Genomic DNA, 21374 nt, shown 5'->3' on the forward strand with positions numbered 1-21374 from the left:
CCGTAGTTGTGATGTGACCGCCACCGTGACCCCTCTACGGACAGAGGCAGAGCCGGCGAGCTTCACGGACCTGTACCGGGAGACGGTCCGCGACCTCTACGCCTACGTGGCGACGCTGCTCCACGACCGCTCCGCGGCCGAGGACGTCGTGGCCCAGACCTACGAGCGCGCGTACCGCAAGCGCCGCTCGTTCGACCGCCGGCGCGGCACGGAGCGCGCGTGGCTCTTCGGCATCGCGCGCAACGCCGCGCTGGACGAGCTGCGCCGCCGCAAGCGCACCGCCGCGCTCGTGGAGGAGCCGAGCGAGGAACCGTCGACCTCCGAGGACGTCGTGCGCCGCACCGTCGTCCGCGCCGCCCTGAAGGGCATGGAGCCCCGCGAGCGCGAGCTCATCGCGCTCAAGTACCACGGCGGCCTCGCCAACAGCGAGATCGCCAAGCTGCTCTCCACCAGCGAGTCCAACGTGGGGACCCGACTTCATCGGGCCATGACGAAGCTCCGGGAGGCCTGCGATGCCTGAGCTCGATCTCATCGAGGACATCCGCGCCACCGCGCCGCAGCCGGACGACGACTTCCTCGCCCGCCTGGAGCGCCGGGTCGAGGCCGGCTTCGCCGACGACGGCGAGCCGGCCTCGCCGTCGCGCCGCACGCGTCTCGGCGACTGGCTCTTCAAGCCGCAGCTCGTGTTCGCGGTGTCGCTCGTCTGCCTCGTCGGCGTCGCGGCGCTCATCACGAGCGGCGGGAGCGGTGACGACGACGCCGGCAGCGGCGGCGGCAGCGCGGCGATGAGCCAGGCGGCGCCGGAGAGCGAGTCGGCGGGCAAGGCCGCCGACAGCGCCGCCTCGAGCGGCGCAGCCGAGCCGGCGCCGTCGAGCGTCACGGCGTCGCCCCCGGCGTCCGACGTCGCCGGCGGCCGCGACCGGCGCAGGCTCGTCGAGCGCTCGACGGCGCTCGAGCTGACGCCGTCGGCCGACGACTTCGACGACACGACCGACGGCGTGCTGCGCATCGCCGACGAGAACGACGCGATCGTCGCCTCGTCGAGCGTCGAGCAGCGCGATGGCCGCGGGTACGCGACGTACGACCTGCGCGTCCCGGCCTCACGCCTCGACGAGACGCTCGCGAGCCTCAGCCGGCTCGCGCATGTCCGCTCGCGCAGCTCGTCGAGCAACGACATCACCGCGCCGTACGTCTCCGCGCAGGCACGCCTCGAGGACGCGCGGGACGAGCGCAACGCGCTGCTCAAGGCGCTCGAGCGCGCGGACACCGACGCCGAGGCCGCCGCGCTCAGGGCCCGCATCCGCGACGCGCGCGCGCGCATCAGCGGCGCCGAGGCGGAGATCCGCGCCCTGCGCGCCCGCAGCGACCGCGCGCGCCTCGCCGTGACCGTCGAGAGCACGGGCAAGCGGTCGACCGGCGGCGCCTGGACGCCGGGCGACGCGGTCGACGACGCGGGCCGCGTGCTCGAGGTCGTCGCGGGCGTCACGGTCATCGCGCTGGCGGTGCTCGCGCCGCTCGCCGTGCTCGCCCTCCTGGGGGCGGCCACGAGCCGGATCGTGCGCCGTCGCCGCAGGGAGGCCGCGCTGGGGTAGCCTCCGCGCATGCCGACGGCGGGTCAGCATGTCGTCACCCTCCTGTCGAGCGTCCCGGTCTTCGAGACGCTCGGCAAGGACGACCTGGAGCGCGTCGCCGAGGTCGCGGTGCCCCGGCGGTTCGAGCCGGGGCAGATCATCTTCCGCGAAGGCGACCAGAGCGACACGTGCTACGTCGTCGCGGAGGGCCACGCGCGGGCGCTGCGGGGGCACGGCGACGGGCGCACGATCGCGCTCGCGCGCTTCGGGCCCGGCGACATCTTCGGCGAGCTCGCGATGTTCGACGACGAGCGGCGGTCGGCCACGATCGAGGCGCTCGACGACCTGCAGGCGCTGGCGATCCTCGGCTCGGACTTCCGGCGGCTGCTGCGCGAGCACCCCGACATCGCGGTCAAGCTCGTCATCTCGCTCGGCCGCCGGCTGCGCGCCGCCAACGAGCGGCTCGCGCGCCAGTCGTTCCAGACCGTCCAGAGCCGCGTCGCCTCCGTGCTCACCGGCCTCGTCGAGCAGGCCCGCGCCGAGGGAGCCGGCGACGGCGACGTGCTCGTCACCGCCACCCAGGCCGAGGTGGCGCAGCTGGCCGGCTCGAGCCGTGAGTCCGCGAGCCGGTTCCTCGCCGTCCTCGAGCGTGCGGGAGTGGTGACGCAGGGACGCGGGAAGTTGACGGTGCATGACCTCGCGGCGCTCCAGCGCTACGTCTACTGAGGTCAGCGCGGGCGGCGTCGTCGTCCGCGGTGACGAGGTGGTGGTGATCGTGCCGACGCGGCGCGCCGCGAGCGGGGCGAAGGTGCTCGCCCTGCCGAAGGGCCACGTCGACCCCGGCGAGACGCCGGTCGAGGCCGCGACGCGCGAGGTGCGCGAGGAGGCGGGCGTCGAGGCTGACCTCGTCGAGGAGCTCGGCCAGGTCCGCTACTGGTACCAGCGCAACGGCATGAAGATCGCCAAGGTCGTGACGTTCTTCCTCTTCGAGTACCGCTCCGGCGACATCGACGAGCACGACGACGAGGTCGAGGAGGCGAGGTGGATCCCGCTCGAGGAGGCGGCCCGCGCCTTGAGCTACAAGGGTGAGCGCGAGATGGTGACACGGGCGCTAGGGTTCCGCCGCTAGGAAAGGGAATTCGTGCAAGTCCTGAACTTCTACTCGCGCATCTTCGCCGACCAGCTGAAGCGCGGCCGCAAGACGGCCACGATCCGGCTCGGCGACAAGTCCCACCGGTACCGGAAGAACGAGGCCGTCCTCGTCACCATCGGCTACCAGCACTCCCCGCGCGAGAAGGTCTTCCATGCGGTCATCGACCAGGTGGAGGTCAAGAAGTTCAAGGACCTCTCGCCGCGCGACATCGAGCACGACAACCCCGAGTTCCGCCGGCACGAGGAGATGAAGCACTTCCTCGAGCAGATCTACGGGCGCGAGGTCGCCGACGACGACATCGTCACGGTCGTGCGCTTCTCGCAGATCATCGAGAACCCGCCCGAGTTCACCGAGCGACGGCTCGGCATCGGCGGCGCGCAGAACTAGCCATCGCCGCGACGGAGCCACAGCGCGGTCGGCTGCGGCTCGCGGAGATCGTCTTCGTCCTGTCGCTCGCCAGCGACCTGGGCATGGGCCAGCCGCTGGAGCACGGCCTGCGCACCACGTCGGCGGCGCTGCGACTGGCCGAGCTGCTCGAGCTGAGCGAGGACGAGCGCCGGCAGGTCTTCTACGTCGCGCTCCTGCATTACGTCGGCTGCACGGCGGAGGGGCAGATCGACTCGGCGTTCTTCGGCGACGAGATCCGCGCTCGCACCGAGATGGTCGGGACGATGTTCGGCACGCGCACCGAGATGGCGGGCGTCGGGCTGCGCAACATGCACCCGGAGGAGCCGCTGCTGCGCCGCACGGTGCTCGCCGCGCGGCGCGCGCCCTCGATGCTGAGCGAGTTCCGGCGCTGGGCTCAGAGCCACTGCGAGGTCGCCCAGCTGCTGAGCGACGGGCTCGCGCTCGGCGGCGACGTGCGCGAGGGGCTCGGGTACCTGTACGAGCGCTGGGACGGCAAGGGCTTCCCCGGCCGCGCGGAGGGCGAGGGGCTCCCCCTGGCGGTGCGGATCATGCAGGTGGCCCAGGACGCGGAGATCGCGTGGCGCGACGGCGGGGCGCCCGCAGCGGCGGAGCGCATGGCCAAGCGCGGCGGGCACGGGCTCGACCCGCAGATCGCCGAGCTGTGCGGGCGCCGCGCGGCCGAGGTCCTCGACGGCCTCGACTCGGCGACGCTGTGGGACGACCTGCTCGCCGCCGAGCCGGGGCAGCACGCGCTCGTCGGCGACGAGGCGGAGCTGGAGGCGTGCCTGAAGGCGATCGGCGACTTCGCCGACCTCAAGACCGTCCACACGGCCGGGCACTCGCGCGCGGTCGCGGAGCTCGCCGGCGCGGCGGCCGAGCAGGCGGGACTCGACTCCGCGACGCTGCGCCACGCGGGCCTCGTCCACGACCTCGGTCGCGTGTCGGTGAGCGCGCGGACGTGGACGAAGACGACGCCGTTGACCCGCGACGAGCTCGAGCGGGTGCGGCTCGCGCCGTACTACACCGAGCGCGTCCTCGACCGGTCGGAGCACCTGCGGCCGGTCTCCCGGCTGGCCGGGTCGCACCAGGAGCGCTGCGACGGCTCGGGCCACTACCGCGGGCTGCGCGGCGGCGAGCTGCCGCGCGAGGCGCGGCTGCTCGCGGCTGCCGACGCGTACCGCGTCCTGCTCGAGCCGGCCCCCGGCCGTGCACCGCACGAGCCGTCGGCGGCCGCCGACGCGCTGGCCGCCGAGGCCTCCGCCGGCCGGCTCGATCCCGCCGCGGTCGACGCGGTGCTCGCCGCGGCCGGGCACGCGACGCGGACCGCGCGGGCCGAGCGCCCGGCGGGGCTCACGGACCGCGAGGCCGAGGTCCTGGGCCTGCTCGCGCGCGGGCTGGCGACGAAGCAGGTGGCGTTCCAGCTCGGCATCTCGCCGAAGACCGCCGACCGCCACGTGCAGAACATCTACGCGAAGGCGGGCGTGTCGACCCGGGCGGCGGCGACGCTCTTCGCGGTGCAGCACGACCTCGTCGCCGCGTGAGGTCGCGCACCCCACGTGGGGTGTATTCCCGATTGTCCGTCAGTCGTGCGGAGCGCAGAGTGCGGGTCGTCCCAGCAGTCGGTCACGGAAAGGACCCACATGCCCTCCATCTCGAAGTTCCGCCCCAGCCCCGCGATTGCCGTCGCGAGCACGTCGCTCTTCATCGCGCTGACGGGCGGCGCCTACGCCGCGCTCGAGCTGCCGGCCAACAGCGTCGGCAAGCGCGAGCTCCGCAAGGACGCCATCGTCTCCTCCAAGGTCGCCGATCGTTCGCTGATGGCGCGCGACTTCGCGCCCGGCCAGCTGCCCGCCGGCGAGCGCGGCCCGCAGGGTCAGGCCGGCCCGGCCGGTCCGCAGGGCGAGCAGGGCCCGCAGGGAGACACCGGCGCAGCCGGGCCGCAGGGCCCCCGCGGCGAAACCGGCGCCGCCGGCCCGAAGGGCGAGCAGGGCGCGAAGGGCGATACGGGCGCGACCGGCGCCACCGGCCCCCAGGGTCCGAGGGGATCGGTCGGCGCGACCGGCCCGGCCGGCCCGACGGGCTCCCCCGGCATCTCGAACTTCAAGGTCGTCACCGCCGAGAAGACGTTCACGATGAAGTCCGGGTGGAGCACGCAGCAGTTCGTCACCGCGTACTGCCCGGACGGGACGCGGCTGATCGGCGGCGGCGCCACGAACACCTCGTCGGTCGCCAAGATCTCGAGCTCGGGGCCCGTGTACGCCAGCGGCGTCGCCTACGACCGCTGGAACGTCAACGTCAGCGTCCGCTCCGACGACTCCTACGACGGCACCGTCACCATCCGCGCGCACGCCTACTGCGCGACGGTCGCCTGAGCCGCCACGCGGCGCCGGGCGTGCAGCAGCCGCACGGCCGCCGGTGCGAGCAGGACCATCACGAGCAGCCGGAGCCCCTGGACTGCAACGATGAAGGTCGTGTTCGCGCCGGCGCCGACCGCGGCGGCGAGCACCGCGTACAGGCCGCCCGGCGTCGTCGCGAGGTAGGCGTCGAGCAGCGAGACCGAGGTCGTCGCGTCGAGGGCGACCGCGAGCCCGAAGCAGGCCACCAGCAGGGCCGTCATCGCGACGAGCACCGGGACGAACAGCCGGCCGGCCTGCCGGATCGTCTCCATCGTGAAGCGCAGGCCGACCTGCCAGCCGATGAGGATGAAGCCCGCCTCGCGCAGCACGGGCGGGCCCTGGAAGTCGGTGATCCCCAGCTCGATCCCGGCCGCCACGAAGAGCGGCCCGAGCAGGATCCCGGCCGGCAGCCGCGTCGCCCGACCGAGCGCGGCGCCGGCGACCGCGGCGCCGATGGTGATCGCCCAGCCAGCGGCGTCCCCGAGGATCGGACCGTCACCGCCGGTCGCCGCGCCGCCCGGCTCGTGCATGTGACCGGGGAACGCGACCGCGACGAGCAGCGGCGTGAGCAACACAACGAGGAGCACGCGCACGTACTGCATGAACGCGACGAGCCGGTCGTCGCCGCCGAGCTCGCGCGCCATGGCGACGATGCCCGAAGCGCCGCCGGCGATCATGCCGAGCGCGGCGGTGGGCTCGTCCAGCTCGGTCGCGCGGGCCAGCGCGACGCCGCCGGCGAGCGTCAGGAGGAGCGTCGCCGCGCTGACCAGCGCCACTGGCAGCCAGTCCCGTCCGAGCGCCTCCAGCGCACCCGACTGCAGGTAGGCGCCGAGCACGACCCCGGTGACGGCCTGGGCGGCCGAGAACGCCGGCGGCGACAGAACGAGCGGATCGCGCGCCCGCAGCGCGACCGCGATCCCGAGCAGGAGCGCCGCGAACAGGTACGACGAGGGCAGCGAGATGCGTCCGAGCAGCCACCCCGCGGCCACTGTCGCCGCGCCCAGCACCACCCAGGACGCCGGTCTGCTCATCACCCACAACTAGCGTGCGCGCGCATGACGACAGGTGGCAGTGGGCACAGAGGGGCGCGATGAGCTACGACCCGCACGGACGCCGCATCGATCCGATCCCACCGCCGCCGGGTGCCCCGGAGGTCGACGACGCCGCGTGGCGCCAGATCGTCGTCGACCGGCTCGACACGATGCGGACGAGCCTGATCATCCTCGCGATCGTCGTCGCCGCCGCTCTCGGGCTGGCGCTCTACGCGGCGTTCCGTGAGGACGACACGTCGAACGACACCGCGCCGCAGGGCGCGAGCAGCTCCCGCGTGTCGCGTCTCGAGGACCGCGTCGACGAGCTCGAGACGAAGGTCGACGACAAGGCGTCGAAGTCGAGCGTCTCGGAGCTGCGGGACCAGCAGAAGACGCTCTCGGAGGACGTCGCGAAGCTCAAGTCGGCCAGCGGCGACGACGAGACGGCGCAGGCGGTGAGCGACATCGAGGACGACGTCAAGCAGCTGCAGCAGCAGGTCGACGACCTCGAGCAGCAGCAGCAACAGCTGCAGCAGCAGCCGCCGGCGGGCACGACGACGCAGACGACGCCCTAGGCGCGCAGGCCGTCGAGCAGGGCGAGGAGCTCGGGCTCGACCTCCGCGCTCGCGCGTGCCGGGTCGTCGGCGTGCGCGACGAGCATCCCCGCCTCCCCGAGCGCGCCGGTCAGCAGGTGGGCGAGCGGGTCGATCGCCCGCCGCTGCATCACGCCCTCGTCCATCGCGCGCTGCAGCCCGATCTTCACGAGCCCGAGTCCGTGCCGCATGTCGATCTCACGCCACTCGGCCCAGCCGAGGACGGACGGGGCGTCGACGAGCGCTATCCGCGCGACGGTCGGCTGCGTGGACAGCTCGAGGAACGCGCGCACGCCCTCGCGCAGCAGCTCGAGTGGATCCTCGATGCCGAGGATCCGCTTCCCGAGCGCGCCCATCATCTCGGCCTCGAGGTCCTCGAAGACCGCGCGGAAGAGATCTCGCTTGTCGCTGAAGTGGTGGTAGAGCGCGCCGCGCGTCACCTGCGCCGCGCGGACGATCTCCTCGGTGCCGACGCCGGAGTACCCCCGCTCGGCGAACAGCGCGCGCCCCGCGTCGAGCAGGGCGCGCCGGGTCGCCTCCGAGCGATCGGCCTGGCGGCGGGGGGCGGGCACGCCCGGATCATGCCGTGGCGGGCTGCGGGATGAGCTCGCGCACGGCGGCGGCGACGCGGTCCGGGCGGTCGAAGGACACGAACGTGCGCGCGCCGTCGACCTCGTCGATCGCCGCGCCGGGGATCGTCGCGGCGAGACGCCGGCCGAGCTCCACCTTGAAGAAGGGGTCGGCGGCCCCCCACACGAGCCGGGCCGGCCTGTCGAACGCGCGCAGCCGCTCGGCCGCCTCGACCAGCAGGCTCGGACGGACGCCGCGGATGAGCTTGCGCAGGTCGCGCCGGACGCCGGCGTCGGCGCGCAGCGCGGCGACCCACGAGCCGGTCAGCTCCGGGTCGAACGGCGTCGCCGCCAGCGGGCCGTAGCCGAGCGGCCCATGGCGCAGGACCCGCAGGCGCATGAGCTGCGCCGACTCCCATGCGGCGCCGGGCACGTAGCCGATGGTCCAGAACAGCGGCTTGAAGAAGGCGGGCGGGAAGACCTCGAACGCGTCGCAGTTCGTCAGCACGAGCCGGCCGATCCGCTCCGGGTGATGGGCGGCGACGAGCTGGCTGATCGCACCGCCCGAGTCGTTGCCGACGAGCGTCACGTCGTCCAGGTCGAGCGCCTCGAGCAGACCCGCGACGAGCCGCGCCACGCCGAGCGGGGACAGGTCCGCATCGGCGCGCATCGGCGTGCGATGCGCGCCGAGCGGGAGATCGGGGACGACGCAGCGCACACCCGCGCCCGCGAGCGACTCGACCACCGGATCCCACAGCCGCCCATCCACGAGCACGCCGTGGACGAACACCACCGGCGGGCCGCTCCCCGTCTCGCGGACGTGGACGGTCCCCTGCTGCAGCACGACCTCTCGTTCTCTCATGCTGCGTAGTACATACAGACTGCATGTATCCATGTGTGCCGATCGTCACGTTGGCACTCATGTTGCCGGAGTGCCATTTCGCCCTTGACGAGCGCGTCGAGGCCGCTATCGTGCGTCCGCGAAAGCCTGTATTGGCACTCTGCAGTCGAGAGTGCCAGACCCAGCAGAGTCCATCGGAGGTCAACTGCACATGAAGCTCAAGCCGCTTGGTGATCGGCTGATCGTGCGCGCCATCGAGGAGGAGGAGACGACCGCCAGCGGCATCGTCCTCCCCGACACCGCGAAGGAGAAGCCCCAGCGCGGCGAGGTCATCGCCGTGGGCGACGGCGCGTTCGACGACAACGGCAACCGCAAGCCGATCGACGTCAAGGAGGGCGAGACCGTCCTCTACAGCAAGTACGGCGGCACCGAGATCAAGGTCGAGGGCGAGGACCTGCTGGTCCTCCGCGAGTCGGACGTCCTCGCCAAGGTCGTCTAAGGAGAACCAGAGAGAACATGGCTCACAAGGAACTGAAGTACGAGGGCGAGGCCCGTCGCGCCCTGGAGGCCGGCGTCGACGCCGTCGCCAACGCCGTCAAGGTCACGCTCGGCCCGAAGGGCCGCTACGTCGTCCTGGACAAGAAGTTCGGTGCTCCCACGATCACGAACGACGGTGTGACCATCGCTCGTGAGATCGAGGTCGAGGACGTCTTCGAGAACCAGGGCGCCCAGCTCGTCCGCGAGGTCGCCACGGCCACGAACGACGTCGCCGGCGACGGCACGACGACCGCCACGGTCCTCGCGCAGCAGATCGTCCGCAGCGGCCTGAAGAACGTCACCGCGGGCGCGAACCCGCTGGCGCTCAAGCGCGGCATCGAGAAGGCCGTCGACCAGGTCGTCGACGAGATCAAGTCCCAGGCCAAGGAGATCTCGGGCAAGGACCAGATCGCTCGCGTCGCGACGATCTCGGCCGGCGACGAGGAGATCGGCGACGTCATCGCCGACGCCATCGAGAAGGTCGGCAAGGACGGCGTCGTGAACGTCGAGGAGGGCCAGACCTTCGGGATGGACCTCGAGTTCACCGAGGGCATGCAGTTCGACAAGGGCTACATCTCGCCCTACATGGTCACCGACCAGGACCGCATGGAGGCCGTGCTCGAGGACCCGTACGTCCTCATCGCCAACCAGAAGATCGGCTCGGTCCGGGACATCCTCCCGATCCTCGAGCAGACGATCCAGTCGGGCAAGCCGCTCCTGATCATCGCCGAGGACGTCGAGGGCGAGACCCTCGCGACGCTCGTCGTGAACAAGCTGCGCGGCACCTTCACCGGCGTCGCCGTCAAGGCGCCGGGCTTCGGCGACCGCCGCAAGCGGATGCTCGAGGACATCGCGATCCTCACCGGTGGCGAGGTCATCACCGAGGAGATGGGCCTCAAGCTCGAGAACACCCAGATCTCGCAGCTCGGCCGTGCCCGCCGCGTCGTCGTCGCGAAGGACAACACGACGATCGTCGACGGCTCCGGTGACGCCGAGGCCATCAAGGGCCGCATCAACCAGATCAAGACCGAGATCGAGAACACCGACTCGGACTTCGATCGGGAGAAGCTCCAGGAGCGCCTCGCCAAGCTCTCCGGCGGCGTTGCCGTCGTGAAGGTCGGCGCGGCCACCGAGACGGAGATGAAGGAGAAGAAGCACCGCGTCGAGGACGCGCTGCAGGCCACCCGCGCGGCCCTCGAGGAGGGCATCGTGCCGGGCGGCGGCGTCGCGCTCCTGCGCGCGTCGGCGGCCGTCAAGATCGACGGGTTCGAGGGCGACGAGCGCACCGGTGCGCAGATCGTGCTCCGCGCGCTCGAGGAGCCGCTCCGTCAGATCGCCCACAACTCCGGCCTCGAGGGCTCGGTCGTCGTCAACGACGTCCGCAAGGCGCCCGAGGGCCAGGGCCTGAACGCGGCCACCGGCGAGATCGTCGACCTCGTCGCCGAGGGCGTCATCGACCCGGCCATGGTGACCCGCTCCGCGCTGCAGAACGCGGCGTCGATCGCCAAGAACATCCTCACGACCGAGGCCATCGTGGCCGAGGTGCCGGAGAAGGATGGCGGCGGCGCCGGCGGCGGCATGCCCGACATGAGCGGGATGATGTAGCCAGCGGCTCACGCCGACCGAAGTTCTTCGAAGGGCCCGCTCCGGCGGGCCCTTCGTCGTTCTACGAGGGCGTGTCCTCGAACGGCAGCTTCATCGAGAACTCCCGCTCGGGCTCGACGAGGAACACCTCGCCGGTGCGCATGGGGAACGGGGCGCCCGTGTAGGCGAGGCTCAGGCGGTCGATGATCGCCAGCGCCTCCTCGCCCTGGAGGCGCTCGACGACGGTGCCGCGGACCTGCGCCATCGCGTAGGGGTCGTCGCGGTCGACGACGCTGATCGCGACGCGCGGGTCGCGGGCGACGTTCCGCGCCTTCCGGGACTGCGGCTGGGTGAAGAACGCGAGCCGCTCGCCCTCCATCCCCATCCAGACGGGGACGCTGTGCGGGGCCCCGCTGGGGAGCACCGTGGCGAGGTGGACGAAGTTCGCCTTCTCGAAGAGGGCGCGCACGTCGTCTGACAGGGGCATCACGCGACACTACTCTGGCGACGTGGGCCCGACCGGCACCGTCCTCGAGCTGAACCGCTATCCCGTCAAGTCGATGGCGGGCCAGCGCGTGGAGACGCTCGAGCTGTTCGAGCACGGAGCGATCGGCGACCGACAGCACGCGCTGTACTGGCGCGGCGGCCGGCGGCTGACCGCGCGCGCCGCGCCGCGCATGCTGGCGTGGAGCGCCGTCTACAACGGCGGCGACCTCGCGCACGTCACCGCTCCCGACGGGCGCGAGTTCGAGTGGGACGACGAGGGCCTCGAGGAGGCGATCTCCGAAGACCTCGGCAAGGAGGTCAAGCTCGTCCGCGACCCGGCGCTCATGCAGGACCTGAACGACAGCCTCCTCGTCACCTTCGAGGGCACGCACGCCCTCCTGGAGGAGGAGCTGCAGCGCGAGATCGACCGGCGCCGGTTCCGCACGAACGTGCACGTGCGCCTCGAGGACGCCGAGCCCTTCGCGGAGCTCGGCTGGGAGGGCCGGAAGCTGCGCATCGGCGACGCCGAGCTCGACCTGCTGCACCCGTGCGTGCGCTGCGTGATGATCGTCCGCGACCCCGACACGCAGGAGGCCTGGCCGCAGCTGCTGCGCCACCTGCACCGGCAGCACTCCTCGGTGTACGGCATCAACGCACGCCCGCTCGGCGAGGCGACCATCCGCGTCGGCGATCCGGTGGAGGTGATCTGAGGGATGGCAGTCTGGGACATCATCTCCGTCGTGCTCGCGATCGCCTCGATCATCTGGTTCATCAAGGTGGTCTCGAGCGGGCGCGGCGAGCGCACCGAGGAGGACCGCGCCCGCGCGTACTTCGACCGCCACGGCCACTGGCCCGACGAGGCCCCGACCGGCGAGCCGCCGCGCCCCTGACGCCGTGCTCGAGCTCCGGGTGCTGGGACCGGTCGAGGTCCGTGACGGCGACCGGCAGCTCCCGCTCGGCAGCCCGCGCAAGCAGGCGCTGATCGCGCGGCTCGCGCTCGATCTCGGCCGCCCGGTCTCGGCGGCGCGGCTGCTGGACGACCTGTGGGGCGAGGACCAGCCGCCGACGGCGGCCAAGATGATCCAGGTCTACGTCTCGCAGCTGCGCAAGGTGCTGCCGGACGGGATGCTGCTCACGCGCGGGAACGGCTACGCGCTCGAGGCCGATCCCGAGGCGCTCGACGTGCACCGGTTCCACCGGCTGCGCGACGACGGCGCCGACGCGTTGGCGAGCGGCGACGCAGCCCGCGCGGCGACCCGGCTGCGCGAGGCGCTGGCGCTGTGGCGCGGCCCCGCCCTGACCGAGTTCCCGGAGCCGTTCGCGGCCACGGAGGCGACCCGCCTCGAGGAGGCGCGGCTCGCCTGCTTGGAGGACCGGATTGACGCGGACCTCGCGCTCGGCCGCGGCGGAGACCTCGTCGGCGAGCTCGAGACGCTCGTCGCGCGGCACCCACTGCGTGAGCGCCTGCGCCGCCAGCTGATGCTCGCGCTGTACCGAGCCGGACGGCAGGCCGAGGCGCTCGACGCGTACGCGCGCCACCGGACGGTCCTGGACGAGCAGCTCGGCCTGGTGCCGTCTCCCGGGCTGCAGCAGCTGCAGGCCCAGATCCTCCGTCAGGACCCGGCGCTCGATCCGCCGGCCGCGCGCCCCAGTGCGACGGGACAGCCGCGGAGCACCGCGGAGGAAGAGGTCCGTTACGTCGACGTCCCGGGCGGCCGGCTCGCCTACGCCGTCCACGGCAGCGGACCGCCGCTGGTCCGCGTCGCGACCTGGCTGACGAGGCTCGACCTCGATTGGCAGAGCCCGGTCTGGCGGCACTGGCTCGAAGGGCTCGGCGCGCGGCGCACGGTGCTGCGCTACGACGAGCGCGGGTGCGGCCTGTCGGGCCGTACCCTGGGAGAGCCTTCGGTCGATCAGTGGGTCGGCGACCTCGCCGCGATCATCGACGATGCGGGGCTCGAGACCGTCGACCTGCTCGGCATCTCGCAGGGCGGCGCGATCGGCATCGCCTACGCGGTGCGCCATCCGGAGCGGGTCCGGCGGATCGTGCTCTACGGCGCGTACCTGCGCGGCCGCCTGCGGCGCGGCGACCCCATGCAGATGCGCGACTCCGCGGCGCTTGCCGCGCTCATGCGCTCGGGCTGGGGCACCGACAGCCCCGCCTACCGGCGCGTCTTCACGAGCCGCTACCTGCCGGACGGCACCGAGGAGCAGATGCGCTGGTTCGACGAGCTGCAGCTGCGCACGACGGATGGCGATACGGCCGCGACGCTCCGCGAGGCGCGCGACCGGATGGAGGTGACGGACTTGGCGAGGCAGGTCACGCATCCGACCCTCGTCGTCCATGCCGGCGGCGACCGGATGGTGCCGGTCGACGAGGGCCGGCTCATCGCGGCGACGATCCCCGGCGCCCAGTACGTCGAGCTGGACAGTCGCAACCACATCCTGCTTTCGGACGAGATGGCTTGGGGCGTCTTCCTCGGAACGCTCGACGCGTTCCTCGACCGCGGTGAGGTGCCCGGCGGCGCGGCTTGACTTCGCCACGGGAGACGGAGAGGCGTTCACCGGCCGTTAGTCGCCGGTTCACCGGGCGCCGGTCGGATGCGCCGCATGAGACCCGACCGCCCCGCCGCTCTCCTCTTCGCGTGCTTCTTCGCCGCGCAGGCATCGTTCCTGACGCTCTCGCCCGTGCTGCCCGACGTCGCGCGCGAGTTCGGCGTCTCGATCGCCACCGCCGGCCAGCTTCATACCGTCGCCGGGGCGAGCGGCGCGATCGTCGCCCTCGTGCTCACCGCGGTCGGCGAGCGCGTCGTGCCATCCCGGCTGCTGCTCGCCGGCCTGACGACCCTCGCGGTGGCAAGCGTGTGGTGCGCGGCCGCGCCGTCGTACGCGCTCTTCCTCCCCGCTGAGGCGCTGCTCGGCGCCGGGCTCGCGACCGCGGTGACCGGCGGGGTTGCCGCCGTCCCCGCGTGGTCGGCCGAGGAGCGCCGGTCGCGGACGCTCGCCTGGGCGCTGCTCGGCCAGCCGGGTGCGTGGGTGCTTGGGATGCCGCTGATCGGGGCCGTGGCCGGCGTCAGCTGGCGGCTCGCGTTCCTCGCCGTCCCGCTGACTGCGAGCGTCATCGCCGCCGCCGGCGTCAAGCTCCGCGCGAAGCACCGCCCCGACGTCGCCCGCGAGCAGCGCTCCGTTGAAGGCGTCCGCGCCTGGCGGCGCCCCGCGATCCAGTCGTACGTCGCCGGCGAGGTGCTCGCGTCGTCGGCGTGGAGCGGGACGCTCGTCTACGCCGGCGCGCGGTTGCATGACGGCGACGGGATGGCGCTCGCGACCGTCGGCCTCGTGCTCGGCGCTGTCGCCGTGGCCTACTTCCCCGCCACGCTCGTCGCGCGCAAGGCACTCGCGGCCTCGGCCCGTGGTGTGGCGACGGGCACCGCGCTCGTCGCGGCCGCCGGCGTCGCCGCGCTCGGCGCCGTCGAGGACACGCCCGCGACGTCTGTCACGCTGCTCGCGCTGCTCATGGCGGTCGTCGGCGCCCGCGGCCTCGCCGGCGCCGTGCTCGGCCTCCAGGCGGCGCCCGACCGGCCCGTCGAGGTCAGCGGTCTGCGCTCCGCCACCGTCCAGGTCGGCGCGATCGTCGGCGCCGCGCTCGGCGGTCTCGCTCTCGGTGCCGGCGGGTGGAGCGCATGGGGCGCCACCCTCGCCGTCCTCTTCACCCTCAGCGCGATCACCCACGGGAGCATGGGAGCCGGAACACGCCCCGCCGCGCGGCGCCTTCACGCACCGTGGGCTGCCGAGGCGAGCGGCGTGGCTTGACTTCGCCACGGCCGCCGGAGAGGGTCGGCCGATGCGCCGCCTCCTCGCCATGACCTGCACCGCAGTGATGCTCGCGGTGCCCGCCGCGGCGAGCGCTGAGCCGGTCGTCGCGACGAACGGGATGAGCCTCACCAGGTTCGACACGACCACGCTCGGCACCACCACGACCGTGCCCGTGACGGGCATGCAAGGAGGCGAGACCCTCGTCGGCATCGACCAGCGCCCCGCCACCGGCCAGCTCTACGGCGTTGGATCGTCGAGCCGCCTCTACCTGCTCGACCCCATCACAGGCGTAGCCACCCAAGTCGGCAACCCCGGCGCGTTCACGCTGAGCGGCACCGGGTTCGGGACTGACTTCAACCCGGTGGCCGATCGGATCCGCCAGGTGTCCACCACGGAGCAGAACCTGCGGCTCAACCCCAACGACGGGTTGCTGACCGCGACGGATGCGGCGCTGAACCCGGCCGGCAACGTCGTAGCCGCGGCGTACACGAGCAACGTCGCCGGCGCGACGTCCACGACGCTGTTCGACATCGACTCGGCGGCGGGGACGCTCGTCCGCCAGGGCGGCGCGGCAGGCGCGCCGCCATCGCCCAACGGCGGCGCTCTCACGACGATCGGCTCGCTCGGGCTCGGGACGAACCTCGCCGAGGCGATCGGCTTCGACATCACGCTGGGCAACACCGCGTTCGCGTCGATCGTCTTCGCAGGGAGCACCAGGCTCTTCACCATCAACCTCACCACCGGCGCCGCGACGTTGGCGGGCACGATCGGAACCGGAACCACCCCGTACCCCGGGCTCACCGGCATGCCGGCCCGGATCCGCATCTCGTCCGCGCCCGCCTCGGTCAACGAGGGCGGCACCGCCACCTTCCAGGTCACGCGCAGCGCGCTGCCGTCCGGCGCGGTGAGCGTCGAGTACGCGACGGCGCCCGGCACGGCCACGAGCGGCGACGACTTCACGCCGACGACCGGCACGCTGTCGTGGGGCGCGGCGGAGTCCGGTCCGAAGACGATCACCGTCCCGGTCTCCGCGGATCTCGCGACCGAGGGCGACGAGACGTTCTCGCTGACGCTGTCGGCGCTCAACGGGGCGAACGCCGCGCTCGGGGCGCCGTCGTCGACGAGCGTGACCATCCCCGCCAACACCGGCGACCCCGATCCCGTCGTGCAGTTCTCGTCCGCGGGCGCCACGGTCGCAGAGGGCGGGAAGGCAACGCTCACCGTCGACCGCGTCGGCTCGGTCACGCGTCCCGTCAGCGTGACGGTCGCGACCGCGCCGGGCACCGCGACGGATGCGGATTACACGCCGACGAGCGGCCTGGTGACGTGGGAGGCGGGCGACGGCGCGTCCAAGACGGTCACGGTGCAGGTCGCCGACGACCTCCTCGCCGAAGGGGACGAGAGCTTCACCGTCGCGCTGAGCAGCCCGACCGGCGCGACGATCGGGAGCCCGTCGTCGTTCGCGGTCCTGGTGCCCGCGAACGACGGGCTGGTCGCACCGGCCGTCCGGCCGAAGGTGACCCTCGGCGGGTCCGCCCGCCAGCGGGTCGCGACCGTGCGCCGTCGCGGCGTGGCGCTCGCGCTCACCGCCGACGCTGCCTGCACGCTGACCGCCACGGTGCGCAAGGGCCGCACGCGGATCGGGCGACTGCAGCGGTCGCTGCCCAAGGGCTCGACCCGCGTGCGCGTGAAGATCGCCAAGCGTCACCGCAAGCGCCTGAGGGCGGGCCAGAAGCTGGTCGTCGCCGCGACGTGCTCGAACGCCGGCGGCGAGAGCACGACGCGCAGGCGGACGATCCGCCTCAAGCGCTGAGCGTCAGCCCTGCTCGGCGCGCCGCAGCCCCGTCAGCGCCCACACCAGCATCACCGCGGCCAGCCCGACCCCGACGGCGACGGCCAGGCCCGTGTGGTCCGGCACGCCGGAGATGAGCCCGCGGCCGCCCTCGAGCAGCGCGGTCAGCGGGTTCCAGCTCGCGACGGCGTGGATCCACCCGTCGAGCAGCTTCAGCGGCACGTAGACCGGGGCGAGGAAGAGCGCCAGGAAGATCGGCGTCTGCATCGCCGGCGCCGCCTGCATGCTCTGCGCGCGCAGGGAGAACCCGCACGAGAAGAGCGTCGAGGCGACGTTCAGCAGGAACCCGAGCCCGATGAGCCCGAAGTACTGGCCCGCCGTGCCGTCGACGTCCATGCCGGCGAGCAGCCCGACGACCGTCAGGAAGACCGTCGTGAACGCGAAGCGCCCGAGCCCGGCGATCACGTAGCCGAGCAGCAGCCCGGTGCGCTTCGGCGCCGCGAGCATGAGCCGGCGCATGAACTTCGACTCGAAGTCCGCGGCGATCCCGATGCCGGTGAACAGCCCGCCGAACGCCGCCGACTGCAGGTAGACGAAGACGAACTGGAACGACGTGTAGCCGGACCGGAACCCGAAGTCGGGCACGTCGTCGACCGCGCTCAGGCCGCCCGCGAACGAGATGAGGAAGATGAGCGGGAAGAGGATCGACGGCAGCAGCAGCGCCGGGTTCGTGAACGCGTGCTTGAGGTTGCGCCGGGCGACGGCGAGGGCGACGCTCATGTGCGGGCCATCCTCGTGCGCAGCAGCGAGCTCGCGCCCGCGAAGAACAGCCCCGCGACGACGATCGAGACCGCGAAGCCGCGCCACAGCGCCGTGCCGTCCCAGCCCGTGATGACGAGCGACCGCAGCCCCTCGACCATGTACGAGATCGGGTTCCACGTCGCGACCGTGCGGAACCACTCGTTCTCGATGAACGGCCGCGGCAGGCTCGCGGACGAGAGGAAGAAGAGGACGAACAGCAGCGGGAAGACGCCCTGGACCGCCTCGCCGGAGCCCGTCTGCAGCGCCATGACCGACCCGATCGAGGCGAATGCGACGCAGATGAGCACGCTGAGCGCGAGCAGCACGAGCACGCCGCCGGGGCCCGCCTCGATGTGCACGCCGAACGCCAGCCCGACGCCCAGGTAGACGAGCGCGCCGAGCACGCCGACGACGACCGCGCCGGCGAGCTGCCCGACGAGCACCGCGACGCCCTGCAGCGGCGTCAGCGACAGCCGGTTGAGGAACCCGGTCTCGATGTCGTGCGCCAGCTCCAGCCCCGCCGATGTCGTCGCGAACAGCGCGCCCTGCATGAAGCAGACGACCACCGCGAAGTTGATGTAGTCGTCGGTGGGGAAGCCGGGCAGCTGCGTCACGTCGCCGAGGCCCGCGGTGTTCACCGCCATCAGCAGCAGCGGGAACGTGATGGTCGGGATCACGATCGCGGGCTGGCGCAGCGCCCGGCGGACGGACCGCCGGGCGATCCAGCCGACCTGCCCGAGGACGCCGCTCACGCGACGAGCGCCTCGGCCTGCTCGTCCGTGCCGTCGTCCGCGGCGCCCGCGCCCTCGAGCGAGCGGCCGGTCTTCGCGAGGAAGACGTCGTCGAGCGTCGGCGCGTGCAGCTGGAGGTTCGCGATGCGCAGCCCCTCGCCGTCCAGCGCGCGGACGACCTCGGCGAGGCCCTCGGTGCCCGCGGCCAGCCGCACCGACTGCGCGCCGTGCGCGCCGCCGCACTCCTCGCCGAAGCGCTCGAGCACGCGCGCGACCGCGGCCGGGTCGACGCCTTCCGCCGGCACGACGTCCAGCGTCGGCTTGCCGATCTGCGCCTTCAGCGCGACCGGCGTGTCCTCGGCGACGATGTGGCCGCGGTCGATGATGCCGACCCGGTTGGCGAGCTGGTCGGCCTCCTCGAGGTACTGCGTGGTGAGGAAGACGGTCACCCCGTCCTCGCGCGCCAGCCGCGCGACCTCGTCCCACAGCGCGGACCGGCTCTGCGGGTCCAGGCCCGTCGTGGGCTCGTCGAGGAAGAGGATCGACGGGCGGTGCACGAGCGCCAGCGCGAGGTCCAGCCGCCGCTTCATGCCGCCGGAGTAGCCGCCGACCTTGCGGTCCGCCGCCTCGGTCAGCCCGACGCGCGCGAGCAGCTCGTCGCCGCGCGCGCGGCGCTCGGCCGCCGGCAGGCCGTGCAGGCCGCCCTGCAGCTCCATGTGCTCGCGGCCCGTGAGGAACCCGTCGAGCGCGGCCTCCTGCAGCGCCGCGCCGATGCGGCGCCGCACCTCCGGGCCCTCGCGCGCGACGTCGAAGCCCGCCACCGTCGCGCGCCCCGCCGTGGGCGGCAGCAGCGTCGTGAGCATCAGCACCGTCGTCGACTTCCCCGCGCCGTTCGGCCCGAGGAACCCGTAGATCTCACCGGGCTCGACGTGCAGGTCGATGCCATCGACCGCCCGGATCCCGCCCTTGAACTCGCGGACGAGGCCCTCGACCTCGATCCCCCGGCGCTCCGTCCCCCCTCGTGCGTCCATGGCGGCGAGACTAGAGCACGATGGTTGAAGTTGCCAACCGTCCGCTCCGTCAACTAGCATCCACCTCAGATGGCGACGAGGACCGCCGATCCGGCCATCGCCGAGGCCTGGGAGCTGCTCGGGCGGCTCATGCTCGGCCAGCGCGGGCGGATGCTCGCGCTCGCCTCGGAGTTCGAGCTGGCGCCTGCGCAGCTCATGGCGCTGAAGGCTCTCGAGCCCGGGCAGCCGCGCCCGATGAGCGAGCTCGCGAGCGCGCTGCGCTGCGACAACTCGAACGTCACCGGCATCGTCGACCGGCTCGAGAAGCGCGGGCTCGTCGAGCGCCGGCCCGGCGAGCGCGACCGCCGCGTGAAGATGCTCGAGGTGACCGAGGAAGGCGCCGAGCTGCGGCGCAAGATCGCCCGGCGGATGGCCGAGCCGCCCGAGCCGCTGCGCGCTCTCGCGCCGGAGGACGCGCAGGCGCTGCGCGACATCCTCCGCCGCGCGCTTGGCGCCTGAGACCCATTCGACACTGGCGAACGGTGCGTCGCCCCCGTACGGTCCGCGGGCATGAAGAAGCTGCTCCCGGTCATCGCGCTCGCCGCCTTCGCGATGGCAGCCCCCACGGCGTCGGCCGCCGATCCCTTCACCGTCGGCGACGGCAAGGTGCCGCATCTCGCGGTCGATCCCGCCTCCGGCACCGCGCACCTGGTCTGGAGCAACAGCCCGGGCAACAAGCTCACGTACTGCCGCATCCCGCGCGGCGCCGCCGCGTGCGACGCGCGGGTCGACCTCGACGCTTCCAACGGCGGTCTCGGCCCCGGCACCCCGTTCGTCCTGCTCGACGGCTCGACCGTCCGGATCGTCGAGTCGATCTACGCGCAGAACAAGACCGCCGTCTTCACGTCGAACGACGGCGGCACGAGCTGGGGCTCCGCGCAGGACGTCTACAAGTTCGCGAACGTCACTGACCCGACCGAGCCGATCCTCGGCCCGCAGGCGGGAAGCTTCACGCTTGCCGGCGCGAACCCGGCCAACGCCGTGTGGTCGGCCGCGTTCGACGGCAGCGAGGTGGCGGCGGCCGACCACGCCACGCTGCCCGGCGGCGGCCGCGACCTCCAGGTCGCGCCCACCGGCGACGGAGGTCTCGTCGCGGTCGCGCACGACGGGACGAACGTCAGCTGGTGGCGGATGGCGCCGAGCGCGGACCCGAGCCTGACCGCCAGCTGGACCGGGCCCTTCCCGCTCGCGCAAGGCGAGGACTCGCGCGTGGCCGGCGGCTCCGGCGGCGCGTACGTCCTGATCTCGTCCGGCACGCCGGGCAACAAGACCGTCCAGGTCCGCAAGTGGACCGGCAGCGGCTGGAGCGACCCGGTCGTCGTCGCGGCGGAGCAGCCGTACATCAACGACGTCTTCGTCGGTCCGTCGGGCGCGGTCGCCGCGATCTGGCGGGGCAACGACGACCCGCACCGGCTGATGTACGCGCTGTCGACGAACGGCGGCGCGTCGTTCACGAACGCGCCGATCGCCCGCGAGGACGTCGTCATGGCCTCGATGGACGTCGCGATCGCCGGCGACCTCAAGGGCTTCGCCACCTACGAGGGCACGGGCGGCGGCGCGACGTCGCAGATCCGCGTCGTCCCGATCGACGGCCCGCCGTCGACGACGTCCGGCACGGGCGGCGGCGGCTCGGGCTCGGGCACGCCGGTGACGAAGACGGTCAAGAGCGACGTGCCCGGCGGCCAGCTCAGCTTCAGCGTGCCGAAGGCGTGCGTGCCGCTCGGCCGGAAGATCTACGCGAAGCTCGCGTTCAAGCGGTTCCGCCGCAACGCGCGCGGGCGGCTCGTGGTCCTCAGGGTGAAGAAGGCCGACTTCTTCATCGGGACCAAGCGGGTCAAGACCGACCGCAAGGCGCCCTTCGTCCAGCAGCTGACGATCAAGAGCCCGAAGCCGGGCGCGACCTACACGGTCCGGGTGAAGGCGAAGCTCGCGACGCGCAACAAGCTGAAGTCGCCCACCAAGACCGTGCAGGCCAAGATCACGATCTGCGCCTAGGTC

Annotated in this window: 24 protein-coding genes; 17 read left to right on the plus strand and 7 right to left on the minus strand. The window is 72.9% G+C overall.

Features of this window, described 5'->3' with window-relative positions:
• The first annotated feature begins 13 nt into the window (after positions 1 to 13).
• The 7 genes from AC1UE4_RS20050 to AC1UE4_RS20080 all read left to right on the plus strand — a co-directional run bounded on the left by AC1UE4_RS20050 (position 14) and on the right by AC1UE4_RS20080 (position 5504).
• A complete protein-coding gene (locus AC1UE4_RS20050; RefSeq protein ID WP_482919100.1) occupies positions 14 to 520 on the plus strand; it encodes an RNA polymerase sigma factor in 507 nt (168 codons plus the stop codon).
• On the plus strand, positions 513 to 1592 hold the full coding sequence (locus tag AC1UE4_RS20055) for a DUF4349 domain-containing protein (protein WP_482919101.1): 1080 nt from the start codon (positions 513 to 515) through the stop codon (positions 1590 to 1592). Before AC1UE4_RS20050 ends, AC1UE4_RS20055 begins: the two co-directional genes overlap by 8 nt.
• A gap of 9 nt (positions 1593 to 1601) precedes the next feature.
• The gene (locus AC1UE4_RS20060) at positions 1602 to 2297 is read left to right on the plus strand and encodes a Crp/Fnr family transcriptional regulator (RefSeq protein ID WP_482919102.1); all 696 of its coding nucleotides are present in this window, start codon (positions 1602 to 1604) and stop codon (positions 2295 to 2297) included.
• The gene (locus tag AC1UE4_RS20065) at positions 2263 to 2700 is read left to right on the plus strand and encodes an NUDIX hydrolase (protein WP_482919103.1); all 438 of its coding nucleotides are present in this window, start codon (positions 2263 to 2265) and stop codon (positions 2698 to 2700) included. Before AC1UE4_RS20060 ends, AC1UE4_RS20065 begins: the two co-directional genes overlap by 35 nt.
• Positions 2701 to 2712: 12 nt before the next feature.
• Positions 2713 to 3111 carry an ASCH domain-containing protein gene (locus AC1UE4_RS20070; RefSeq protein WP_482919104.1) on the plus strand — a complete coding sequence of 133 codons (399 nt, stop codon included), beginning with the start codon at positions 2713 to 2715 and terminating at the stop codon, positions 3109 to 3111.
• Between the two features lie 83 nt (positions 3112 to 3194).
• Positions 3195 to 4673, plus strand: coding sequence for an HD domain-containing phosphohydrolase (locus AC1UE4_RS20075; protein ID WP_482919105.1), 1479 nt, complete (start codon positions 3195 to 3197; stop codon positions 4671 to 4673).
• A gap of 99 nt (positions 4674 to 4772) precedes the next feature.
• Entirely contained in the window at positions 4773 to 5504 is a 732-nt protein-coding gene (locus tag AC1UE4_RS20080; RefSeq protein WP_482919106.1) for a hypothetical protein, read from the plus strand.
• Here AC1UE4_RS20080 and AC1UE4_RS20085 read toward each other — a convergent pair.
• Positions 5483 to 6559 (minus strand): AbrB family transcriptional regulator, encoded by a 1077-nt coding sequence (locus tag AC1UE4_RS20085; RefSeq protein ID WP_482919107.1) that lies wholly within the window; start codon positions 6557 to 6559, stop codon positions 5483 to 5485. The two genes, AC1UE4_RS20080 and AC1UE4_RS20085, sit on opposite strands and share 22 nt — an antisense overlap.
• A 59-nt stretch (positions 6560 to 6618) precedes the next feature.
• Here AC1UE4_RS20085 and AC1UE4_RS20090 point away from each other — a divergent pair, with 59 nt between their 5' ends.
• The gene (locus AC1UE4_RS20090; protein ID WP_482919108.1) at positions 6619 to 7134 is read left to right on the plus strand and encodes a hypothetical protein; all 516 of its coding nucleotides are present in this window, start codon (positions 6619 to 6621) and stop codon (positions 7132 to 7134) included.
• Here the strand turns inward: AC1UE4_RS20090 and AC1UE4_RS20095 are convergent.
• Together AC1UE4_RS20095 and AC1UE4_RS20100 are read right to left on the minus strand one after the other, a co-directional pair.
• Complete coding sequence (locus tag AC1UE4_RS20095) at positions 7131 to 7724, minus strand: TetR/AcrR family transcriptional regulator (protein WP_482919109.1); 594 nt, start codon at positions 7722 to 7724, stop codon at positions 7131 to 7133. The genes AC1UE4_RS20090 and AC1UE4_RS20095 overlap by 4 nt on opposite strands.
• Positions 7725 to 7731: 7 nt before the next feature.
• Positions 7732 to 8583: an alpha/beta fold hydrolase gene (locus tag AC1UE4_RS20100; RefSeq protein WP_482919110.1), complete on the minus strand. Its 852-nt coding sequence runs from the start codon at positions 8581 to 8583 to the stop codon at positions 7732 to 7734.
• A 190-nt stretch (positions 8584 to 8773) separates the two neighbouring features.
• On the opposite strand from AC1UE4_RS20100, the gene groES reads away from it, so the two are divergent.
• Both groES and groL read left to right on the plus strand, forming a co-directional pair.
• Positions 8774 to 9061 carry a co-chaperone GroES gene (gene groES, locus AC1UE4_RS20105; RefSeq protein ID WP_482919111.1) on the plus strand — a complete coding sequence of 96 codons (288 nt, stop codon included), beginning with the start codon at positions 8774 to 8776 and terminating at the stop codon, positions 9059 to 9061.
• Between the two features lie 17 nt (positions 9062 to 9078).
• A complete protein-coding gene (groL, locus tag AC1UE4_RS20110; RefSeq protein ID WP_482919112.1) occupies positions 9079 to 10704 on the plus strand; it encodes a chaperonin GroEL in 1626 nt (541 codons plus the stop codon).
• Between the two features lie 61 nt (positions 10705 to 10765).
• Here the strand turns inward: groL and AC1UE4_RS20115 are convergent, their stop codons facing one another.
• Positions 10766 to 11170, minus strand: a complete 405-nt coding sequence (locus AC1UE4_RS20115) for a PPOX class F420-dependent oxidoreductase (RefSeq protein ID WP_482919113.1) — start codon at positions 11168 to 11170, stop codon at positions 10766 to 10768.
• 22 nt (positions 11171 to 11192) lie between these two features.
• On the opposite strand from AC1UE4_RS20115, the gene AC1UE4_RS20120 reads away from it, so the two are divergent.
• From AC1UE4_RS20120 to AC1UE4_RS20140, 5 genes are all read left to right on the plus strand, one after another.
• Positions 11193 to 11879, plus strand: coding sequence for an MOSC domain-containing protein (locus AC1UE4_RS20120; protein WP_482919114.1), 687 nt, complete (start codon positions 11193 to 11195; stop codon positions 11877 to 11879).
• Positions 11880 to 11882: 3 nt separating this feature from the next.
• A complete protein-coding gene (locus tag AC1UE4_RS20125) occupies positions 11883 to 12059 on the plus strand; it encodes a hypothetical protein (protein ID WP_482919115.1) in 177 nt (58 codons plus the stop codon).
• Between the two features lie 4 nt (positions 12060 to 12063).
• Positions 12064 to 13704, plus strand: coding sequence for a bifunctional AfsR/SARP family transcriptional regulator/alpha/beta hydrolase (locus AC1UE4_RS20130; protein WP_482919116.1), 1641 nt, complete (start codon positions 12064 to 12066; stop codon positions 13702 to 13704).
• 75 nt (positions 13705 to 13779) lie between these two features.
• Positions 13780 to 14979, plus strand: a complete 1200-nt coding sequence (locus tag AC1UE4_RS20135; RefSeq protein WP_482919117.1) for an MFS transporter — start codon at positions 13780 to 13782, stop codon at positions 14977 to 14979.
• Between the two features lie 31 nt (positions 14980 to 15010).
• A complete protein-coding gene (locus AC1UE4_RS20140; protein ID WP_482919118.1) occupies positions 15011 to 16795 on the plus strand; it encodes a DUF4394 domain-containing protein in 1785 nt (594 codons plus the stop codon).
• A 3-nt stretch (positions 16796 to 16798) separates the two neighbouring features.
• Here the strand turns inward: AC1UE4_RS20140 and AC1UE4_RS20145 are convergent, their stop codons facing one another.
• The 3 genes from AC1UE4_RS20145 to AC1UE4_RS20155 are packed head-to-tail and all read right to left on the minus strand — an operon-like array spanning position 16799 to position 19337.
• A complete protein-coding gene (locus AC1UE4_RS20145) occupies positions 16799 to 17554 on the minus strand; it encodes an ABC transporter permease (RefSeq protein WP_482919119.1) in 756 nt (251 codons plus the stop codon).
• Positions 17551 to 18327: an ABC transporter permease gene (locus tag AC1UE4_RS20150; RefSeq protein ID WP_482919120.1), complete on the minus strand. Its 777-nt coding sequence runs from the start codon at positions 18325 to 18327 to the stop codon at positions 17551 to 17553. The genes AC1UE4_RS20145 and AC1UE4_RS20150 overlap by 4 nt, the downstream gene beginning before the upstream one ends.
• A complete protein-coding gene (locus tag AC1UE4_RS20155) occupies positions 18324 to 19337 on the minus strand; it encodes an ATP-binding cassette domain-containing protein (protein ID WP_482919121.1) in 1014 nt (337 codons plus the stop codon). Before AC1UE4_RS20155 ends, AC1UE4_RS20150 begins: the two co-directional genes overlap by 4 nt.
• A gap of 69 nt (positions 19338 to 19406) precedes the next feature.
• On the opposite strand from AC1UE4_RS20155, the gene AC1UE4_RS20160 reads away from it, so the two are divergent.
• Together AC1UE4_RS20160 and AC1UE4_RS20165 are read left to right on the plus strand one after the other, a co-directional pair.
• Entirely contained in the window at positions 19407 to 19835 is a 429-nt protein-coding gene (locus tag AC1UE4_RS20160) for a MarR family winged helix-turn-helix transcriptional regulator (RefSeq protein WP_482919122.1), read from the plus strand.
• A gap of 51 nt (positions 19836 to 19886) precedes the next feature.
• Positions 19887 to 21371 carry a hypothetical protein gene (locus tag AC1UE4_RS20165; RefSeq protein ID WP_482919123.1) on the plus strand — a complete coding sequence of 495 codons (1485 nt, stop codon included), beginning with the start codon at positions 19887 to 19889 and terminating at the stop codon, positions 21369 to 21371.
• Positions 21372 to 21374: the final 3 nt, after the last annotated feature.

The organism is Parviterribacter kavangonensis, assembly GCF_056863335.1.

Excerpts from the sequence above, each read along its gene's own strand:
- AC1UE4_RS20135 (WP_482919117.1), top strand. The coding sequence starts at position 13,780 with ATGAGACCCGACCGCCCCGCCGCTCTCCTCTTCGCGTGCTTCTTCGCC.
- AC1UE4_RS20115 (WP_482919113.1), bottom strand. The coding sequence starts at position 11,170 with ATGCCCCTGTCAGACGACGTGCGCGCCCTCTTCGAGAAGGCGAACTTC.
- AC1UE4_RS20060 (WP_482919102.1), top strand. The coding sequence starts at position 1,602 with ATGCCGACGGCGGGTCAGCATGTCGTCACCCTCCTGTCGAGCGTCCCG.
- AC1UE4_RS20165 (WP_482919123.1), top strand. The coding sequence starts at position 19,887 with ATGAAGAAGCTGCTCCCGGTCATCGCGCTCGCCGCCTTCGCGATGGCA.
- AC1UE4_RS20155 (WP_482919121.1), bottom strand. The coding sequence starts at position 19,337 with ATGGACGCACGAGGGGGGACGGAGCGCCGGGGGATCGAGGTCGAGGGC.
- groES (WP_482919111.1), top strand. The coding sequence starts at position 8,774 with ATGAAGCTCAAGCCGCTTGGTGATCGGCTGATCGTGCGCGCCATCGAG.
- AC1UE4_RS20145 (WP_482919119.1), bottom strand. The coding sequence starts at position 17,554 with ATGAGCGTCGCCCTCGCCGTCGCCCGGCGCAACCTCAAGCACGCGTTC.
- AC1UE4_RS20160 (WP_482919122.1), top strand. The coding sequence starts at position 19,407 with ATGGCGACGAGGACCGCCGATCCGGCCATCGCCGAGGCCTGGGAGCTG.
- AC1UE4_RS20080 (WP_482919106.1), top strand. The coding sequence starts at position 4,773 with ATGCCCTCCATCTCGAAGTTCCGCCCCAGCCCCGCGATTGCCGTCGCG.
- AC1UE4_RS20100 (WP_482919110.1), bottom strand. The coding sequence starts at position 8,583 with ATGAGAGAACGAGAGGTCGTGCTGCAGCAGGGGACCGTCCACGTCCGC.
- AC1UE4_RS20125 (WP_482919115.1), top strand. The coding sequence starts at position 11,883 with ATGGCAGTCTGGGACATCATCTCCGTCGTGCTCGCGATCGCCTCGATC.
- AC1UE4_RS20140 (WP_482919118.1), top strand. The coding sequence starts at position 15,011 with ATGCGCCGCCTCCTCGCCATGACCTGCACCGCAGTGATGCTCGCGGTG.
- AC1UE4_RS20085 (WP_482919107.1), bottom strand. The coding sequence starts at position 6,559 with ATGAGCAGACCGGCGTCCTGGGTGGTGCTGGGCGCGGCGACAGTGGCC.
- AC1UE4_RS20055 (WP_482919101.1), top strand. The coding sequence starts at position 513 with ATGCCTGAGCTCGATCTCATCGAGGACATCCGCGCCACCGCGCCGCAG.
- AC1UE4_RS20075 (WP_482919105.1), top strand. The coding sequence starts at position 3,195 with ATGGGCCAGCCGCTGGAGCACGGCCTGCGCACCACGTCGGCGGCGCTG.
- AC1UE4_RS20065 (WP_482919103.1), top strand. The coding sequence starts at position 2,263 with ATGACCTCGCGGCGCTCCAGCGCTACGTCTACTGAGGTCAGCGCGGGC.
- AC1UE4_RS20090 (WP_482919108.1), top strand. The coding sequence starts at position 6,619 with ATGAGCTACGACCCGCACGGACGCCGCATCGATCCGATCCCACCGCCG.
- groL (WP_482919112.1), top strand. The coding sequence starts at position 9,079 with ATGGCTCACAAGGAACTGAAGTACGAGGGCGAGGCCCGTCGCGCCCTG.